Raw genomic sequence first — 17,943 nt, forward strand, 5'->3', positions numbered from 1 at the left:
CTGCCGATTGTCTGCTCGGGCGCCTTGTTGCCGTTCACTCCATACACAGACCTAGTTGACGCGAGCCCACTAACTCCGCCGAGTGGTATGCCGTCGCCGACGTGTGGTCGTCATATGGAAAAGACCTCGATCACCGAACCCGACAGCACGTTCCACGTCTCCGCGACATCCGGATGGACGATCTTCTGGACTGCGGCCTTCGCGTCAGGTCAGACGATAGGCGGTGTTGTCCCGGTACCGCTGACTACGCAGTTCCGGCAGCGGGTAGGTGAGCTGCAAGTGCTGGTCACCCCGAACGTCGGGGGGAACGTTGCCGGGGCTGGTGCAGCTGTGGGAGAGGTCGTCCGACCCCGGTAGGCCGCTGAATGTCGGTGTTCGCTGTCATAATCCCAGCTATGTCTTCTGGGGGAATGAAGTCGAAGCTGCTAATTCAACAAGTCGACCTCGCAGCGGAATTTCACGAGCGCAACAGTATCGAGGCGAAGGCACTCACAGTCGGAAGCCAGCGCAGGGTGTGGTGGCGTTGCGCTGCGGGTCATGAGTGGGAAGCGATGGTGAGGGCCAGGGTTCGCGGATCCGGATGCCCGATCTGTGCTGGTCGTGAAATCGTTCCTGGAATCAACGATGTGGCGACGACACATCCCGATATCGCCGCGGAGTGGCATCCGGTGCGGAACTCAATTGACCCAACTAAGCTTTCGATCCGCAGTGCCAGGCAGGTGTGGTGGCGCTGCGCGGCCGGACATGAGTGGCAGACTCAGGTGCTTCATCGTGGTAATGGCACGAAGTGCCCTGATTGCTGGGGCCGCAAGCTCGTTCCAGGCGCAAATGACTTGGCAACCCTGCATCCAAGCATTGCCGCCGAATTCCACCCCCGGAACAACACCGACCCTAGTCGATATCTGCCTGGAAGTGCGAAACAAGTGCTATGGCAATGTACCCGTGGGCACGAGTGGACGATGGCAATCACGGACAGGGTCTATCGAAGTCGCGGATGCCCCGAGTGTGAAGGGAAGCCGGTGCTACCCCCTCGTCGTGGGGCCGTTACTGTCGCGTATTCACCGGTCGCCGGTGAATGGAGTGACCGCAACGATCGTGGACCCGAAGAGTTCGCGCTGTACAGCAACAAGATGGCGTGGTGGCGGTGCCCGGCCGGTCACGAGTACGAGGCAAAGATTGCACATCGGACCAACTCCGGATCCAAATGTCCATACTGTAGCGGCTTACGAGTGCTGATTGGTTTCAACGACTTGGCGACCACTCATCCAGAGGTACTGTGGGCGTGGGATTTCGAGCGCAATGACATTCTCCCGACCCAGGTCTCGATCGGGTCTACGAAGAAGGTGTGGTGGCGTTGCCGGCTCGGCCATGAGACGTACGCATCGCCGAATGCGCGGTCGAAGTTCGATCAGACGACGTGTCAGGTGTGCTCAGGCCTCGAAGTTCGGGCGGGATTCAATGATCTTGAGTCACAATGGCCGGAGTTGGTGGCGAGTGAGTGGAGCTCGGAAAAGAACGATATTCTGCCGAGCGCGGTTCATTGTAATAGTGCTCGGAAGGTGTGGTGGCGGTGTCCGCTGGGACATGAGTGGCGTACGGCGGTGGTAAAGCGGACACGCGAGGGGCAGGGCTGCCCGGTATGCGCGAACCGAATTGTCGTTATTGGCTTCAACGATCTGGCGTCCGAGCGGCCGAATCTTGCGAGTGAATGGCACCCGGAGCTGAACGGTGACCTTCTGTCGACGGCTGTGACGTGCGGATCCAACAAGAAGGTCTGGTGGCGGTGCGGGAAGGGGCACGAGTGGCGGGCCGCGGTGATCAAGCGGGCGCTATACGACCACGGGTGTGTGAAGTGTCTGGCGAAGCATACGTCTCGCCGGGAACAGGATGTTTGTTCTCGGCTGGCCGAATTCTTCGGCCTTGAGTACGACGGTCCGACGCGGATCCAGGGGGTGCGTACACCAGTGGACTTGTTCCTGCCGGCTCAGAGGACGGTGGTCGAGTACGACGGCTGGTACTGGCATAAGAGCAAGCTTGAGGGTGACAACCGTAAGACGAGCGCATTGCGTGATCTCGGGTTGGACGTAGTGAGGATCAGGGAAATATATCTGGGGCAGAAGCTTCCTGAAGCGCTAGGCGTTCAAGTGTTCGCGGCCCACAATGAGCCGGCCGATAAGGTCGCTAAGGATGTCATCGACGTCATTGTCGATCGGGCGGCTGCGAATGTTGCCGCGAATGCTGGGTGACGACTGGCTGACGGCCGGTTGGCTGCGCATGGAGATGAGCGGTCAAGTCGGTGCAGATCCCGACCACCGAGGGACGGTCACCAGTCGTCACCACTGTCGGCATTGCGAACCCGGGCAACCGGCATTCGACATCGCCTGCAGCAATTGCGGTGACGGGCCCATCCTCGCCGGCCCGCTCGCCGAGCAAGTGAAGAACGGCGACCTGACAGAGCCGGTTCAACGATGGCTCACGGCAGCCGGATGGACGGTCACACTGGATCTTTAGTGCCCGGGCCATGCATGAGATGCTTTGGACTGAAAGGATATCCACTCCAACCAGCGGTCATTGGTTGAGGATTCACGGAACGATGCAGTAGACGAGAGCCTTCCGACGGGCTCCGCCGATAGGAGAGAAGGACAATTCGTGGATTCCTGGGTTTGGTACATACCCATCCCGGACGGATGGCGGTACGCTCTGAACGAGCTGCAACGGCAGTGGATGGGGCTGGACCCACGTGCCACGGGTGGAGGAATACCGCACCTTTCGAATACCGTACCCCACCAGTCTTAGTCGTCGGGGAAGCGTTTGGGCGTGTGGAGTTTCGTGCGGCGGGTGCTCGGTCCGGGTTCCGCCATTTTAGGGGAGCGGTCGTATTCGCAGTCCGCCCCGAATCGGTTAGTGTTGGTGATCGGGGCAACACGCCGGCGTGCATACAGCTGGAATCGTTTTCGCTCAGAAGTTCAGGTGGCGTGCGAGGCGGCTGATCGGATGGGTTTCGATATTCGCGGGTTGACCGGGCCCGGTGGTGTGCACGCTTGGGCTCACTCGGACGTGGGCCTCGGCGTCGATGCGGACCGTGGTGGTATCGGTGGCGGCGATCAGAGCTTGGACGTGGCAATGACTGTGCGCGAAGACGATGGCGCTGTCTTCTGCGCGGATCCTGGCGTTGTCGGTGCCGACGATATGGCTCTTGCCGCGGGCAGTGACCCTGGCGTGGTTGGACGCTTGGACGAAGCACCGGCCGGCGGCTGCGATGGAGCCGCCGGCGATTCCCGCGCAGGTTTGTCCGATAATTTTGACCTCGACTTGGCTGGGGACGTGGCCAAGGTCCAGCCAGTTCTCCGGGTCGGCCTCGATGACGATGGTTTTCGCTCCGGCGGCGAGGCGCTTGGCGTATGCCGCATAACTGCGGACCGGCGACGCGGAGCGGCCACGATGTGGACGACGACGTGAGTTGCGCGTGGATTTCTTCACTGGTGCCCCCATGGGTCAATAATGCCTTCGTCTGGTGTCGTTCGTGCGAGCGCCGAGGTCGGCGCGTCGCGCGTGGGCTACACGAGGTTCGGTGTGCCTCGGTGTTCTGTGTCAGTCGTCGATCTTGACGGCATTCCCGGTCGGGTCGACGCATTGCAGATAGGAGTCGGCGTGTGATCGGTCCGGAAGGTAGGGCCAGCTGCAGTTCCAACCGTCGATGACAGCGAATCGTCCTTGTCCTTGCGTGGCGACCGTGCGGTCGTTGAGGTAGCGATCACTGATGCTCAGTGCTGCTGGGCAGCTCGGAGTTCCGGCGATGATGCTCACAGGTGCAGTCGCACCGTTCAGGTTGTTCGTGACGATTCCGCACTGAGCGCTCGTGGGCGGCGATGCGGCGGCAGCGGTGGCCTGCGTAGCAGTCGTCGCCGGCGGTGTCTCGGATAGCCGGGTCTGAGCGTCGGTCACGCCGGGCTGACCTTGATCAACGGTGGGGTTCGTCGACCACTCGACGCGTGTGCCAGCAGCAGCTGATTCGGCTGACGGGGATACGGTCTCGGCTTCTGTGCTGCTGCACCCGGTGAGGATGGCGGCCGCGATGAGGGCCAGTGCAGCAATTTCCGTGGTGGTTCGTCGATTCACGAGTACTCGCTTCTATTCCAGTCCGACAGGGAGGACGCAATGTCGAGCCCAGTGATATGCGATGACCTGGACAAAACCGCGCCCGGCGCGACCACCGCGCGTCAACCTGCGGCTTCTCGAAGGCCCTCCCAGTGGGCGGGCTCCCGCATCGGCTCGGTGGTGCTGAGACTGTCCAGGTGGACGGCTAGTGTCGATCCATCCCTTATGTCTGTCGCACAGTTGCGGAGGAGTGCCCAAGATGACCGAACCGACGTCCAAGCTGGCGGGCAGTGGTCGCAGCGAGGAGCCACAATCGCCGGCCGGCGGTGCTGAAAATGCGGCAGGGCCGCGCAGTGACCATCTGTCGGCGACGGTGTATGCGCCTGCTGGGATTGTCGTCGTCGCGAGTGTGGTGGTGTGGTTCGCGGTTCGGTGGCTTGATGCCGAATACGGCACCACAGGGCTGTGGTGGGCTGCAAACGCCTGCGCTGCAGTTGGTGCGGTGTTGAGTGCGGCAATAGCGCCGATGATGGCCCGGTTGTGTAAGGCGGTCGATATTCCATCAGAGGCAACCGGCCGGTGGATCGTTCCTGCGGCTGCGACCGCGGGAATGTGGTTTGGCGCCGTGCTGCTCGCCGGCGGCGACGCGATCTTGACGGCCTGGCTTGCACTGAGCCTGCTGTGCGTGTGGGCAGCGTGGATCGATCACTTCACGTTGCGGTTTCCGTTGACGTTGATCCGGTTGACCACTGTAGTGGGCCTTTTGTTCGGGGCTTTCGCGGTGGCGGTGGATCAAGATCCAGCGGCAGGTGGGCGCGCTCTTCTCGCCGGCGTGCTGGTGTTCGCGTTCAACCTTGTCTTCGCAATTGTCACCCGCGGCTACCCCGGGCTGGCCGACGTGCGGCTGAGTTTCATCCTCGGGGCAGCGCTGGGGTGGGTCGGATGGATGAATGTGTTCTCGGGCATGTTGCTACCGAACGTCCTGGCCCTCTTGGTGATGGCGGGGGTGAAGGTGATTCGGCGTCAGAAAGACCTGGGAGAGTTCGGTTTCGCACCGTTTCTCATCGCTGGAACCGCCGTGGCAATCGCCGTCCCGCCATTGTGGTGGATTGTCTGGATCTGAACGCCTTTGGCGGAAGGGTGTGGAGGATCGGTTGCATACTGGTCTCCAGAGAGTGGGGAGGCGTTCAGGTATGGAAGAGGTGGACCACTTGGCCCCGATGCCGTCGATCGTTCGAACGGAACTGCCGTGTGAGTTCTGCACGGAGCATCCTCAGTACTTCACGGGGGACCCCGTCGGCTTCGTGCGTGCGGATCGCTGGGCGGTGGTCGTCAAGGACTGTTGTCAGTTCGATGCTCGCGTGGACTATCTGCTGTGTGACGAGCACTGGGCAATGATCCGACACCAACAGCTTCCCGGGCAGTGCCCTCGGTGCGGGGCGCTCGCCTACTCAGTCGAAGACATCGTGTGTACCGAGATCCCACTGGGGCGGACGGCCGACGGGGCGTGGCCGTTGATCGGTCGATAGGTGCGGAATCCATAGGGTCGTTGACTGGTACCGCAGGCATCCGAATGCAGAACCCCTGGCAGACGGCGCGCTTTGGCCGAATATGCGTCTGCAATCGCGTATGTGCGGGACTTGTCCGAGGAGACGCTCCAGAGAGAGGCACCGCAGCTTGAAGAGGGAAAGCCCCTGTCCTGAGGATGGCAGGAAAATTTCGCGCTGAACGTTGTACGGATTACCGCACTTCGTCATCCCAAAGGACTAGCGATCGTCGGCCGTCGCACCAGTCTCGTAGCCATGCGGGTTGGCGTTGCATAACTTCTCTGGCAGCTCTCTCGACCTTTCGTGCTGGGCGCCTCTTCAGTCCTACCTTGAAGTCCCGCCAGGTGAGGGCGGCACCTAGGTCGCCGCCTGACAGGCTTGGTTTCATCATCCGTACGAAGGGTTCAACGTCCTGCTGGGCCTCATGCATTGCGAAAATCAAGTACTGGACTAGCTCGAGGAGGATCGTGTCCAGTGCGTGAGTGGCGAAGCTACTCGGCCGATCCCATTGCAAGTACTCGGTCCCATTTCGAAGCAGGATGCTTCGAAGTTCCACGAGTAGGGGAACTGGTATCCGCGAGCCATCGACTATCTTTCGGTGGGCCTCCTGAATGGCATCCACCTGCACAGGGTTATCTGGAAGTTCTTCCATCCGACCTAGACGTGCCTCTATCGTCCACCAGACGAGCCCAGGGACTACGTCATAAATGCTGACACACGCGACTGCATCCCACCCGTTCCATGTGTGTTGTTTCGGGCGTAAACCAAGGGAGATCGTCCAATTTACGGTCGTCTGCGACTCCAGTTCCGCTCCGCGACTGACCATGCTGTGAGCAACGCTGGAGAAGATCGGTGCCCAATATTCTTGGAAGCGAAAGAACGAGCCGCTTAGCATCAGGCCCGCCCATCCGTCGAGGAAGATTGCGCGCACTGAGTCACGTTGAGGTCCAGCCTCTTCGGCAAGGAATTCACGTACTAGTTGTGCGCGCGCTTGCTCGTTCAGACTCAACGTTATTTCGAACTCAAGTGCAGAAATACTGTTGGGGTGCTCCAACCATCCCCAAACGATGCTTTGAAATGCCTGGCTGCGGAGCTGCGAGGACATCCCTATGCCCTCCATTAGACGAAGTAACAGAATATTCCGGGCATTCGACCGCAGAATCTGCTTGAATACAGCCGGACCGCCACCGTCTCGATGGAAATCGTAGGCCTGTATGAGCAACTCGGGAACCACGGATGTTGGGTCCCGATCGAACACACTTTGAATCTCGTCGCAAATTTTTTCTTGAGATTCGGCTCGCCGAGCGAAGGATTCGGCCGCGAAGTACTCGAGGAACGTGCGATGTGTAAAGCGAAACATTCGCTGACCTCGACTGTTGGTGCCAAAACTCGCGAGAAGCCAGGCGCGACCTGCACAGAACTCAACGAAACTCTTCGCGTCGCGCTCGGCATCGACGGAGTCGAAGCCATCCCTGTCTATGAGTGAATGAGCTAGTACTCTCACCAATTGTTGTTCCTCGATTCCGTCTTGGACGGAGGTTGAGGTATATACCCAGTTTGCAATCTCCTGCATGAGTCGCTCGGCGTATTTAGGAATTGCACCCGAATGTTCAATCTGGCGATGGCTGTCCCACCGCCGGAAAAGTAGGTCCGCACATTTGGCGTACACGTCGCGACGGTCCGTAGGCAGTGATCCGTGTTCTCGATAGAGAGCACACAAGAGCGAGAGCATCAGGGGGTTGTATCTCAGGTCGTGCACTGATTCGGAATCGTGAATAAAACTGTCAATCAAATCGGCTCGACCCTTTTTACCGAACCACCGAGTGCAATACTCATCGAATTGTTCATCATCGAATTGATCTAGCCTGACGTGGTCAAATATGCTGTTCGTAAGTGGGGCGCGCTCATACCCCATGAGCCTCGAGGTTACCAGGACAGAGCAAACCGGATACTGCCCGACCAGGCTTTCGATGCGCGATATCATTTGAGCGCGCTTCGCCTGTTCGGTAATTTCGTCCAGGCCGTCAAAAACCAGGCACACCCGTCCAAGCAGAAGCATATTCTCGAATTGTTCGGTCGAAATCTCTATCGAATGCTCGGCATTGATTGATTCGACCGCGTGTTTTACGATCGATTTGTCCCAAAAAGACTTTACATAGTGGCGACATGCCAGCTCGACTACTGGAATCGCAGATTCCAGACCCGACACGGTTTTTCTGAAATGCTGGACGAAGGTGGACTTACCAGCTCCTGGATGACCCATAACCACCATCCGGAAGGGGGCGGTCGAGGGGTTCAGGTCAGCGGCGTCGACGATCTGTTCATCGCCCTCTCGGACGAAGTTGCGCTGAACATACAGGGATTCGAAGTCGGATGGACCATCGAGTTCCGTGTGGGTAATGATGGGCTGGTGTTCGACTGCGCTGATGGTCTGAGCGAGGCGGCGACTAGTCTCAAGGGACTTCACTAAACCCGGAACGTTACGCATTAGGTCGATTAGTCGCTTTAGGTGCTGTTCACCGCGGGATTTTGGTCCCGCCCCGCCTAGGGCGTGTCTCCCAATGATTTGGGGTGTTGTGCTGCAGACTCTTCGCTGTGGCAGACGTTGTTAATAGGTTTGAGGTGTTGACGGACAAGCAGTGGGAGTTGCTTGCGCTGCTGTTGCCCAGTTCGGATGGGCTGCGGGGGCGGAAGTTCCAGAACAGCCGGCTCGTGGTGGAGGGGATGCTCTACCGGCTGCGTACCGGGCTCCCGTGGCGGGATCTACCTGCGCATTTCGGCCCCTGGAAGACGGTGTGGAAACGGCACCGACGCTACGCCGGGGATGGAACGTGGGATCGGGTACTCATAGCCCTGGCGGCGATGGCCGATGCCGGTGGCGACCTGGATTGGGCGGTGTCGGTGGATTCCACCGTGGTGCGGGTGCACCAGCACGGCGCCAACGCCGCGCGTGACACAGGGGGATCTACCGAATTACACGAATCTGCTTGACGAACCGGTCGATCACGGCATCGGCCGGTCCCGCGGCGGGCTGACCTGCAAAGTCCACCTGGCGTGCGATGGCGACGGACGTCCCTTGTCGGTGCTGGTGGGTCCTGGCCAGGCCGGCGACAGCCCGATGTTCGGCCCGCTCCTGGAGGGCATCTGCGTGCCGCGCATCGGTGGCGGCGCACCCCGCACGCGCCCGGACGAGGTCCGTGCCGACAAGGCGTACACATCCAAGGCCAATCGAGAACTGCTACGCAGCAAGGGCATCAAGGCGGTCATTCCCGAGAAGTCCGATCAGGTGGCCAACCGCAAGAACAAGGGCAGCGCGGGCGGTCGGCCACCGAACTTCGATGCCGAGTCGTACAAGGGCCGCAACGTGGTGGAAAGGGCCTTCAACAAGGCAAAACAGTGGCGAGCGGTGGCAACCCGGTATGACAAGCTTGCCCTGACTTACCGGGCTGGATTCCTCCTCGCCGGCATCGTCGAATGGCTCAAACTATTGGGAGACATGCCCTAATACAGGGGAATTGATGAAGGCCGTAAAGCCCTCGATATCCTGCTGATGGTAGCTCTCGAACAAACCTTGTTCGAGCGTGCCGTTGTAGAGCGCTTCAATCCTCGATTGAATCTTGGAGGTCTGGTTTTTCCATTTGCCTTTGCTGTCCGCAAGCCATTTTTGAGCCTCGTTTGCAAAGATCTTATTAAAAGTGAGGAGTGCTTGATCGCGCTCGGGACCAGGACCCGAGAGCATCGTGATCAAATAGAACGCAAGTATCGGCTCCATCTGGCGCGACGCGAGGAATTCTTCGATATCCTCCACGTCCTTTGCGGAGAGTCCATCGAACTCCGCATCTTCAGGGCGCAATGAAAGCCATTGAGCATCGAATGTTCCCAGCAATTGGAACCTGCGCCGCGCCGCCCCGATGCCCTTGTGGGCGTTCATCGATAGAGTCGTAGCTGCGTTTGTGGCGCCGATGGCGACGGCAGCGCTCCCCGGATCAATCATCCGTCGATCGTACGGTGCCAACGACCACGATCTGCGGCATGAGGTCGCGCCGGCATGTGCCATATATGTGCCAGGAGTCGACAGCGTCGGCTCGGCAGCCAAACATCTATCGCTTGAGCCCAGCGCCCGATTCTGCGACAGCGACGGTCTCCGTTCGCGGATCCTGCTCCCTCGTGGAAAAGCCTGCGTGTCCAGGGAGTCAATTGCCGGCAGGCCGCTAGGTATCGACCTCTTGAGTACAGGGGATGCAGGTTCAGGCTGTCTAACTGCGTCGCGGTGTCGATTGGGACCACTGTGTCCTGTCCAGAGCAATGTCACACATCCCCGGTGGGGCGGATCTTCCTCCAGATGAGAGGAAGTGGCGGCACTTCCTAGGACGGAGGTGCCCTGTCGTGGCGGAGTTGCGGAAACGCTCGCGATTCAGGGGGCAGTCCAGGTCCGGACCTATGGTCCTCGCAATTGCAGTCGTAGGGACGAAGGAGTGGTACCGATGAATGTTGAGGTTCGCCGCATCCATCCGACGGACGCGAAGAAGATCCGCCACCCTGATCGTTGGTGGTTACCTCGTCCCGAGTCCCGCACGGGTAGCTACCGGCGAGACCAGCGCGGTGGCAGATGGTTGGCCCGAGGTCTGGATGGCCAGAGATGAGGGCCCCGGACGATCGCACACACCGCGTCCTCACCGCCGACGGTACCTCTCTTGCGGTTCGTGAGATCGGATCCCGGACGGCGCCGGTCACTGTAATCTTCGCGCACGGATTCTGTCTCCACATGGACGTCTGGGCACCGCAACGGGCCTACCTGGCCGAGGTCTGGCGCAAGCGTGCCCGGTTGGTCTTCTTCGATCACCGCGGCCATGGCGGATCCGGCGCGGCTGACACCGACAGTTACACGATCAGCCAGCTTGGACGGGACCTGGATGCAGTGATTCGCACGGTGTCGCCAAAGGGTCCGATTGTCCTCGTCGGGCATTCGATGGGCGGGATGGCCGTGATGTCCTACGTCGCCCATCACCAGGAGGCCGCGGCCACGCAAATCGTGGGGGTCGGGCTGATCTCGACCGCCGTCGACAATGTCGCCGGCGCCGGCATCGGGCGCGCTCTAAGTACGCCGGCGGTGACGTTGCTGCGGACGGCATCAGCTCACGCCCCAGGGCTCGTCGGCCGCAGCTGGAATCTCTCACGTCGCATCTTGTCGCCAGTGGTCGGCGCAACCTGCCCGCTTGCTCCGAGTGCAAGTGTCCGTGCCGCCGCCACGTCATACGGGATGGTCCACTCGACGCCGATCGCCACCGCGGCCGCCTTCCTGCGTGATCTGCGGATCTACGACGCTTCCCCGGCGCTCGACGTGCTCGCGAAGGTGCCGGCGTCGATCATCTGTGGAACCCGGGACAGGGTGACCCCGATCGGGCACTCACAGCGACTCGCCGCGGCTCTTCCCCTCGCCGAACTGATCCCGGTGAGCGGAGCGCGGCACATGGTCGGCCTTGAGCGCCCTGACGTGGTGAGCGAGAGTCTCGATCGACTGCTCGGCCGCGCGGTAGGGCGCCGCGAACAGGACACCACCCGCAGATCGAAATCCGACCTCGTCGGGGCGTGAGATCTGCGCGTGCCTGACACCTGACGAGACAACCACTGATGGGAGAAGTGTTGAGTATTCACCAGGACGTTGACCTGCCGTCCGGTCCGGCGCACCACCGGCCGGACGAGCGCGTTCACCGCGGCGCGAGGTCGTACACACGCCATGTTCTGAACCGGGTGGCAGTGTGTGGTGTGCAGGTCGGAGCGCGGCACCGGTGCATCGATCTGCATCACGAACCGAAGACCTACAACCCGTGGCAAGACGCCACCTATTGCCGCTGCGGTCACATCCGGTGGGCCGGCGCGCATGCGCAGTTCGACACCGCCGTCGAAGCATTCGAGGGTTTCCCACATCACCCCTCGAGGCGGCCGGATCCACGGACCTATCCCGGAAAGAATGACCCCGAACCGCGGCAGGTCAGCGAGCAGCGGCCCATCGGGCGAAGCGAGCTACGCCGATGATCCCGGCAGAAGCGGGCGACCCCGCGGCCCGCGCTGTTCTGGACCTGATCGACCGCATCGAGATCGACCCCGAGAGCGACCAGTTTCTGACGGCGCTCGACCGTATCCACTTACAACTCCTCTCGCCGAGGGTGGCCACGATCGTCGCAAGGCGAGCGGAGCTGGGTTTTACCGCCTACGACGTGAATACCAATCCCCGACGGAATATCTGGCGCAAGCAGGTCCCGTTCGGGCGGACGAACGGCGGTGTCGTTGTCGAGATTCCCCTCGTCGTGATCGCACCTGTTCTGATCGGCATGATTCCTGTCCTACTCAACATGAATCCGCTGTTTCAATCTCCGATCACGGATCTGACGGTATTCATCTCCGCGGCTGCAGGTGTGGAGGTCCTCGCGATGTGGTGGTGGATCCGCCGCGATCCCCTCAGACTGACCACGGCGGACAAGCAGATGATCCGCAGCAGCATTGCCAAGCTCGATGCCTACGTCTGGGCCTGCGGCGACTTCTTCGAACTTCGTCTGGCCATGACTGCGTCCGCGATCGTCGACGATATTCGTGAAGTGCCGGCATGGAGTCACGAGGACCTCGACATCCACCGCATCCGGCTCGACATCGAGGACCAACTCCGAGTGATTCTCTGCCACTGCGGTGAGCTGGCAACTTTCCGGGCCAGCGTCGGCGAACCCACGACAGGCGTCAGTGCCGAGGCTGACGAGGCTCGGACTGCCCACCACGAGCAGCGACGGTGGTTCGAACAGGTCAAAAAATCACTGATCGGGCGGGTCGCCGCGTTGTGGACATATCACCAAGACCTACTGATGCGTCAGGACTCCATCGACGGTACTGCGGCTCTCGGTCGCATCGACGCTCACGCACCGGCGCTCGGAGAACTGCTGGTCAACTCGGCGAATGATGACCTCGCAGCGTCGGCGATCGGTGACCTGGCCACCGACCTGGCCGATCTACATCAGGCACGGGAAGAGGCGCTGGCCCAGCTGCGCGGCGACGTCACCGGATTCGATCGGCGCAACTGATGGGCCGCAGCCATGACCGGATCAGCCCAGACCGCGGCAACGGTGTGTTCGATCCCGACCGGGGCGACAGCGACGTCGCCACCCGCAAGGAAGGCGCCCTGATCTCGCAGCACGCCTACGACACCCGCGCCGATCTCCGCAGCGGAGCAAGAGAACTCGACACCGCCACCGAGAACCTACCCGGATTGACCCGAGCGCAACGGGACCTCAACCGCGCCTATCCACGGCCCACGCCGGCGGCAATCGGAAACTCTCGGCTACGCCCCAAGCTGCCACCGGCGATCGAACTCCGTCGCACACTCTCGGCACGACAACGGAACACCCGATCCGCGGCGAAGCGCCGCGTCCTCGACGCCATGCCGAAAGCCCAGTACACGGCGCTGGCGTCGTTGACGTCGGACCCGAAGACCTGGCGGGAGACGAACAACGCCCTCTCCGCGGTGGCCGGCGACGCTGTCGAGCTCGACGATGCTCGCCGCAAGCAGGTCCAACGAGTGGACAGGGCAATCCAACGATACGAACGCGAATCCGGACGAGGCCATCTCGTGTACACCTCGGTGAGCGTCCCCAACGCGGTCGTGAACCCGTCAGATCTGCCCTCGACGCTATCGCCGGGGACGGTCCTGTCCTTCGACCGGTTCACTGCAGCAACCCATTCGCTGCACGAGTTGGACTCGACCGCCCGGCCCACCGATGTCGTCTTCGAGATCCAGACCGACCGGGGCATGTACTACGGGCAATCTTCCCGCGTAGACAACTCGCACCACTTACTGCCGCGAGGAATGCAGCTACAGGTGGTGGGGGCTCATTTTGTGCCGTACGAGCGACCCGGACAGCCACCGGGGGAGCGCCTGGTCGTCCAACTCGTCGATCACGAGATGCCATGACAAGTCGAGGCGGGGCGTTCGAGACAGATTCAACTCACCGGAAGGAACACACAGTCATGACTGCGGACAAGCCGCGCCACCGGCGCCCCGACCTGACCTTTCATCCCGATATCTTCGCTGCGCCCGCGCAATTCAGAGTGGTGAAAGCCGCGCCACACGACGATGCGGATCCGACCGCGGACACAACGCAAGGGAAGGAGGGCTCCGGCGCCGACGCTCATACCGGACGACGAGATGGCAAGGGGCTGTGAGCAGAAAGAAAAGTCGGAGGCCACCTACAAGATGGTGTGCCTCCGACTCACCCGGTGCATTCTCAGTACCCACACTCTATTTGATCTTCCGCATCCGGTCCAATTCTCCACGCGCTATTGGCCGTTGTGGATGCCGACTTGGGGTGCCCCGGTTGTGAGTTCGGTCGAGTTGTACAGGTCCATCTCTACTGTCGGTGATCGCACGACACCCTCGCGGTCATCGAGACAGTACTTCCGCCCTTGGCTGCCACACCCTCGGCTAGGAGACATCATGGATTTCGCATCGATCATCGTCGGCGTCGCAGTGGCCGGCGCATCAGCTGCCCAGGGCGGCGGAGTGGACCCCGCGATCACCGACAGCGTCACGGCGGTCGCACAGGAACAGGCACCAGCTCTCGCCCAGTATGTCCCGGACCCGCAGCCCTACCTCGACGACGCGGCCCGGGCAGTGCAGCAGGCGCAGGAGCAGTTGCCCGCCGAGTGGCAAGCCGAGATCGAAAACGCCATTCCACCGGAAGTCCAGGATGCCGCTGCAGGCGCCAGGGAACAGCTCCCGCCCGCGGCCCAGGGCCTGATTCCCGAGGTGGTCCTGCCCGCCCCTAGCCCGGAACCCGGACCCGCCGGCGGTGTCGCCAACCCAGCAGCAGGACCCGCAGCTCAGGCACCGTCATCGACTCCGCAGCAGGAGACGAATCCGCTATTCCTTCCTCCTGTCGTCAGCGGAGCACCCACCGCTGCGGCCGGCATCCCCTCCCTGACAGGGATGCTCGCCCCGACCGCAGTCAGCGATCTGACCTTCGATCCCCGCTTTCCCCGCAACCTCGAGTTCGCGCGTGCGGTCATCGAAGCGGCGATGCGTGCGATCGGATTGCCCTACCAGTGGGGCGGAGGCCTTCTCACCGGACCGTCGATGGGCGACGGCACCGGCGGAGCTACCGCCGGCTACGACTGCTCTGGGCTCACTCGCTTCGCCTACTACATCGGCACCGGCGGCACGAAGGTCTTGCCCCGCACCTCACAGGAACAGTTCCGGGCAGGCCAGCAGATCACCATGTCCCAGGCCCAACCTGGTGACCTGCTGTTCGGGAACTGGCAGGCAGACGGAGCCAACCACGTCGCGATCTACCTCGGTGGCGGAAAAATGCTTGAAGCACCGCAGACCGGCCAGCTCATCCAGATCAGCGCCGTGCGCTCGGACATGGTGCCCGCCCGCATCCTGTGACCCCAGCCGGGCCATCGGGGACAATGCCCTGTGCTTGATCCCGAAGCGGAACAATACGATCGCCACTATAGACCCAGACCGGTCACAAGTCGTGTCGCGACGTGCGGCACGACCGCAGAGACGAAGGAGACAGTGCCACATGACCATTACGCCAGCAGCCCACAAGAAGGCAATCGAGACCGCACGAAAGAATGCGGAAGCACTGGCGCAGAAGGCAATCGAAACACGAGTCGCACTTGTCGGAGCCATCGGTGAAGCAGTGGAAGAGCTCGCCGCGCTCGATTCCGCACGCGAGGCAGCTGTAGACGCAATCAGGATGGCCCACGAGAACGCGATCGAAGGCGGATGGACGGCCAAAGAGCTCGCAGCCATGGGCTACACCGCCCCGAAGAAGCGGAAGAACGCCTCCAGTAAGGCCGCACGTGGTGGCGCCAGCAAGGACGCGACTGAGACGACCGACGTAGCAGATGCTGCTGCACCGCAGGAAGGCGATCAGCCGCCGAGCACCGACGGGCAGGTCTCCAGCGAGCGCGAACCTGAGCATTCCTACAGCTAGAAAGCAGTCCGGTGGTGTGGCCCCGGTCTCTCGGGCGTCGTCCTCCCGATCCTTTGTCGGAAGACGGCGCCCGAGCGCTACCAGGAACTTCTCCGGGCCGGCATAGGTGCCGGAGTCAGAATCAAATGTCAGAGGGTGCCGTCACGATGATTACGAGAAGGAGGTGGCATGACCAGTACACAGACGTCTCCGCAGCAGTGGGCACGGGGCATGCTCGGCCCCGGCCGGGCGGCAGTGCTGGACGTTGAGTCGACCGACCTCGACGGGTCGATCATCGAGATCTGCGTTTTGGACGCCACCACCGGAAATCCACTCCTCGATACCCTGGTCGATCCCGGCGAAGTTCCGATCCACCCGGACGCTTACGCCGTGCATGGAATTGCCCCGGCCGATCTGATCGGCGCACCCGGCTGGTCTACAGTCCACAAGAAGCTGCTTGCGGTGACCGCTGGCCGAGTGACCCTCTCCTACAACAGTCAGTTCGATCAGGGCCGCGTTCTCCATGATTGTGCTCGGCACAGTCTCGACCCCGCGCACCTCGCCGACCCAGAGATGCGGGGATGCATCATGCGAATGCGATCGCAGGCCGAGGGCACCGAGAAGAGCATTCGGCTCGATGGCGGACACCGAGCCCGCAGCGACGCCGCGGCCGCCCGCACCATCCTGCTCAGCATCGCCGAGGGCCCCTCCGTGCCGACAACCCCCACATCCCACTCTCGGCTGTAGCCCACCAAGGGAGCCTCCTTGCCTTTCAGCCAGACGACCACCCGCCGAACGAAAGTGCTATTCGCCGCCGCCGCCGCGGCCGCAGTTCTCACCGGCTGCAGCACCGTCTCCGCTATCGAGGCGCAGACCCGCCCAAGCACCCCACCAGTAGTCCCGACCGCCGACATGGTGGCCAGCCCAACTCCTGACGTCGCGCAGACCCTCGCAACCTTAGAAACACTGCCGGTCAAAGGCCGCGCACCCAAAACCGGCTACACGCGAGACGAATTCGGCCAGGCATGGTCCGATGACGTCACCGTCGCAGGCGGACACAACGGGTGCGACACCCGCAACGACATCCTTGGCCGCGACCTCATCGACCGAACCTACAAGGACAGCACCAAGAACTACGTGATCCTCACCGGCACCCTCAACGACCCATATACCGGCAAGACCATCGCGTTCACCCGCGGCAAGGACACCTCGAGCTCGGTGCAGATCGATCACGTCGTCGCGCTCTCCGACGCCTGGCAGAAAGGCGCCCAACAGCTCGACGACACCACCCGCCGCAACCTGGCCAACGATCCCCGGAATCTCCTCGCCGCGGACGGCCCGGCGAACCAGCAAAAAAGCGATGGTGACGCCGCGACCTGGCTTCCGCCCAACAAGAGCTTCCGGTGCGTTTACGTTGCAAAGCAGGTCGAGGTCAAGGCTGCATATCAACTCTGGGTCGCCCAAGCAGAGAAGGACGCGATTGGGCGTGTCCTTTCTGCATGCGCGTAGGGTGATCTAGCTACAGGTGCGGCCGTCGACGGTCGAGAAGATCGCGCGCGCCCACTCGGCGGGCTTCCGCGGGCGGCAGATAGCGTGGCTGGCCCGTCGCCGCGTCGACGGGGTGCACGATGACGGTGACTGACCTGGCGGTCGAGGACGCAGGACCGGAGTTGATCCGGCGGAGATAGAACGCGTCGTCGGAGCGCATCCAGGCGTGGCCATGGTCGCGGTAGGCAGACGAGGCGACCCGGTCAAGGGAGAGATCGCAATCGCCTACGCCGTTCCCGCCCCGGGCGTCAACCTCGACGTCAGCGACGTCTTGAATTACTGCTGCGACCGGCTCGCCGCATACAAGAGGCCCCGCGACGTCATTTTCGTCGACAGCCTGCCGACGACCTCGTCAGGCAAGTTGATGCGCCGAAAGTTAGCCCATACCGACCCGGTACGTGGCCAGGCGCCTGCTACCTCGATCAGATAGCGCTATACGCGAAGTCACGGGAGGCCGCTGGCACCGTACGATGCCAGCGGCCTCGCATCCTTCCGATCTGGTCGAGCCGATGGGTCTGGGCGCACGTCCCTGGAAGGCTCAGAATCAGCGATCTCGAACAGAAGCCAGCTTGTCTCTCGAGGGGATCCGCGCGAGGAGCATCAGGTCGACTTCCCCACACCTGGTCCTGATCTCTGTGGGAATCGGCGCCTTTCTGAAGACGCTCATGCTCGAGCCATCAATCAAGCCGGGCATTCCCGACCCGTACGCGCCGCCTGAACCCGTGAACTGATGGGAGAGGTGAACGGCGCAGTACCCCGCGGACCTCACCAAACTCCGTCCAGAC

At 61.9% G+C, this 17,943-nt stretch carries 17 protein-coding genes and 1 pseudogene; 13 read left to right on the forward strand and 5 right to left on the reverse strand.

Translation table 11 applies throughout. The annotated features are described in order from the left end of the window. Positions 1-410: 410 nt before the first annotated feature. Both H0B43_RS38495 and H0B43_RS38500 read left to right on the forward strand, forming a co-directional pair. Positions 411-2,246, forward strand: a complete 1,836-nt coding sequence (locus H0B43_RS38495; RefSeq protein WP_185730773.1) for a zinc-ribbon domain-containing protein — start codon at positions 411-413, stop codon at positions 2,244-2,246. After that, entirely contained in the window at positions 2,236-2,511 is a 276-nt protein-coding gene (locus H0B43_RS38500; protein WP_005560310.1) for a hypothetical protein, read from the forward strand. The genes H0B43_RS38495 and H0B43_RS38500 overlap by 11 nt, the downstream gene beginning before the upstream one ends. Positions 2,512-2,958: 447 nt before the next feature. Here H0B43_RS38500 and H0B43_RS38505 read toward each other — a convergent pair whose 3' ends face one another. Then, positions 2,959-3,492, reverse strand: a complete 534-nt coding sequence (locus H0B43_RS38505) for a hypothetical protein (RefSeq protein WP_005560311.1) — start codon at positions 3,490-3,492, stop codon at positions 2,959-2,961. A gap of 99 nt (positions 3,493-3,591) precedes the next feature. Beyond that, positions 3,592-3,945 carry a hypothetical protein gene (locus H0B43_RS38510; protein ID WP_252190441.1) on the reverse strand — a complete coding sequence of 118 codons (354 nt, stop codon included), beginning with the start codon at positions 3,943-3,945 and terminating at the stop codon, positions 3,592-3,594. A 412-nt stretch (positions 3,946-4,357) separates the two neighbouring features. Between H0B43_RS38510 and H0B43_RS38515 the strand changes: the two genes are divergently transcribed. Continuing rightward, positions 4,358-5,221 (forward strand): A24 family peptidase, encoded by an 864-nt coding sequence (locus H0B43_RS38515; protein WP_043786738.1) that lies wholly within the window; start codon positions 4,358-4,360, stop codon positions 5,219-5,221. Between the two features lie 617 nt (positions 5,222-5,838). On the opposite strand, the gene H0B43_RS38520 is transcribed toward H0B43_RS38515, so the two are convergent. After that, a complete protein-coding gene (locus H0B43_RS38520) occupies positions 5,839-8,133 on the reverse strand; it encodes an NACHT domain-containing NTPase (protein ID WP_082320627.1) in 2,295 nt (764 codons plus the stop codon). 107 nt (positions 8,134-8,240) lie between these two features. Here H0B43_RS38520 and H0B43_RS38525 point away from each other — a divergent pair. After that, positions 8,241-9,150, forward strand: a protein-coding gene (locus H0B43_RS38525; protein ID WP_255284983.1) for an IS5 family transposase whose coding sequence is annotated in 2 segments (ribosomal slippage) — positions 8,241-8,591 and positions 8,593-9,150 — 909 coding nt in all. Because the reading frame shifts where the segments join, the coding sequence is not laid out codon by codon here. On the opposite strand, the gene H0B43_RS38530 is transcribed toward H0B43_RS38525, so the two are convergent. Continuing rightward, positions 9,130-9,639 (reverse strand): hypothetical protein, encoded by a 510-nt coding sequence (locus tag H0B43_RS38530; protein ID WP_005560329.1) that lies wholly within the window; start codon positions 9,637-9,639, stop codon positions 9,130-9,132. The genes H0B43_RS38525 and H0B43_RS38530 overlap by 21 nt on opposite strands. A 645-nt stretch (positions 9,640-10,284) precedes the next feature. Between H0B43_RS38530 and H0B43_RS38535 the strand changes: the two genes are divergently transcribed. The 8 genes from H0B43_RS38535 (at position 10,285) to H0B43_RS38570 (ending at position 17,119) form a co-directional block, all read left to right on the forward strand. After that, positions 10,285-11,238, forward strand: a complete 954-nt coding sequence (locus H0B43_RS38535; RefSeq protein ID WP_005560333.1) for an alpha/beta fold hydrolase — start codon at positions 10,285-10,287, stop codon at positions 11,236-11,238. A gap of 439 nt (positions 11,239-11,677) precedes the next feature. Beyond that, a complete protein-coding gene (locus H0B43_RS38540; protein WP_005560337.1) occupies positions 11,678-12,715 on the forward strand; it encodes a hypothetical protein in 1,038 nt (345 codons plus the stop codon). Beyond that, positions 12,715-13,602 carry a hypothetical protein gene (locus tag H0B43_RS38545; protein ID WP_005560340.1) on the forward strand — a complete coding sequence of 296 codons (888 nt, stop codon included), beginning with the start codon at positions 12,715-12,717 and terminating at the stop codon, positions 13,600-13,602. The genes H0B43_RS38540 and H0B43_RS38545 overlap by 1 nt, the downstream gene beginning before the upstream one ends. 56 nt (positions 13,603-13,658) lie before the next feature. Further along, complete coding sequence (locus H0B43_RS38550; RefSeq protein ID WP_185730774.1) at positions 13,659-13,853, forward strand: hypothetical protein; 195 nt, start codon at positions 13,659-13,661, stop codon at positions 13,851-13,853. A gap of 271 nt (positions 13,854-14,124) precedes the next feature. Then, on the forward strand, positions 14,125-15,075 hold the full coding sequence (locus H0B43_RS38555) for a C40 family peptidase (protein WP_005560342.1): 951 nt from the start codon (positions 14,125-14,127) through the stop codon (positions 15,073-15,075). Positions 15,076-15,214: 139 nt separating this feature from the next. Then, positions 15,215-15,631, forward strand: a complete 417-nt coding sequence (locus H0B43_RS38560; RefSeq protein ID WP_005560343.1) for a hypothetical protein — start codon at positions 15,215-15,217, stop codon at positions 15,629-15,631. 168 nt (positions 15,632-15,799) lie between these two features. Then, a complete protein-coding gene (locus H0B43_RS38565) occupies positions 15,800-16,357 on the forward strand; it encodes a 3'-5' exonuclease (RefSeq protein ID WP_005560344.1) in 558 nt (185 codons plus the stop codon). Positions 16,358-16,375: 18 nt separating this feature from the next. Next, entirely contained in the window at positions 16,376-17,119 is a 744-nt protein-coding gene (locus H0B43_RS38570; RefSeq protein ID WP_213016566.1) for an HNH endonuclease family protein, read from the forward strand. Between the two features lie 24 nt (positions 17,120-17,143). On the opposite strand, the pseudogene H0B43_RS43000 reads toward H0B43_RS38570, so the two are convergent. Beyond that, positions 17,144-17,252, reverse strand: a pseudogene (locus tag H0B43_RS43000) (N-formylglutamate amidohydrolase); the annotation flags it as partial. A 42-nt stretch (positions 17,253-17,294) separates the two neighbouring features. Here H0B43_RS43000 and H0B43_RS38575 point away from each other — a divergent pair. Then, positions 17,295-17,588, forward strand: coding sequence for an AMP-binding enzyme (locus tag H0B43_RS38575; protein ID WP_312034204.1), 294 nt, complete (start codon positions 17,295-17,297; stop codon positions 17,586-17,588). The last annotated feature ends 355 nt before the right edge of the window (positions 17,589-17,943 follow it).

Source organism: Rhodococcus sp. 4CII (assembly GCF_014256275.1).
Lineage (GTDB): Bacteria > Actinomycetota > Actinomycetes > Mycobacteriales > Mycobacteriaceae > Rhodococcus_F > Rhodococcus_F wratislaviensis_A.

Excerpts from the sequence above, each read along its gene's own strand:
- H0B43_RS38505 (WP_005560311.1), bottom strand. The coding sequence starts at position 3,492 with ATGGGGGCACCAGTGAAGAAATCCACGCGCAACTCACGTCGTCGTCCA.
- H0B43_RS38535 (WP_005560333.1), top strand. The coding sequence starts at position 10,285 with ATGAGGGCCCCGGACGATCGCACACACCGCGTCCTCACCGCCGACGGT.
- H0B43_RS38540 (WP_005560337.1), top strand. The coding sequence starts at position 11,678 with ATGATCCCGGCAGAAGCGGGCGACCCCGCGGCCCGCGCTGTTCTGGAC.
- H0B43_RS38500 (WP_005560310.1), top strand. The coding sequence starts at position 2,236 with ATGCTGGGTGACGACTGGCTGACGGCCGGTTGGCTGCGCATGGAGATG.
- H0B43_RS38565 (WP_005560344.1), top strand. The coding sequence starts at position 15,800 with ATGACCAGTACACAGACGTCTCCGCAGCAGTGGGCACGGGGCATGCTC.
- H0B43_RS38555 (WP_005560342.1), top strand. The coding sequence starts at position 14,125 with ATGGATTTCGCATCGATCATCGTCGGCGTCGCAGTGGCCGGCGCATCA.
- H0B43_RS38545 (WP_005560340.1), top strand. The coding sequence starts at position 12,715 with ATGGGCCGCAGCCATGACCGGATCAGCCCAGACCGCGGCAACGGTGTG.
- H0B43_RS38520 (WP_082320627.1), bottom strand. The coding sequence starts at position 8,133 with ATGCGTAACGTTCCGGGTTTAGTGAAGTCCCTTGAGACTAGTCGCCGC.
- H0B43_RS38550 (WP_185730774.1), top strand. The coding sequence starts at position 13,659 with ATGACTGCGGACAAGCCGCGCCACCGGCGCCCCGACCTGACCTTTCAT.
- H0B43_RS38495 (WP_185730773.1), top strand. The coding sequence starts at position 411 with ATGAAGTCGAAGCTGCTAATTCAACAAGTCGACCTCGCAGCGGAATTT.
- H0B43_RS38515 (WP_043786738.1), top strand. The coding sequence starts at position 4,358 with ATGACCGAACCGACGTCCAAGCTGGCGGGCAGTGGTCGCAGCGAGGAG.
- H0B43_RS38560 (WP_005560343.1), top strand. The coding sequence starts at position 15,215 with ATGACCATTACGCCAGCAGCCCACAAGAAGGCAATCGAGACCGCACGA.
- H0B43_RS38530 (WP_005560329.1), bottom strand. The coding sequence starts at position 9,639 with ATGATTGATCCGGGGAGCGCTGCCGTCGCCATCGGCGCCACAAACGCA.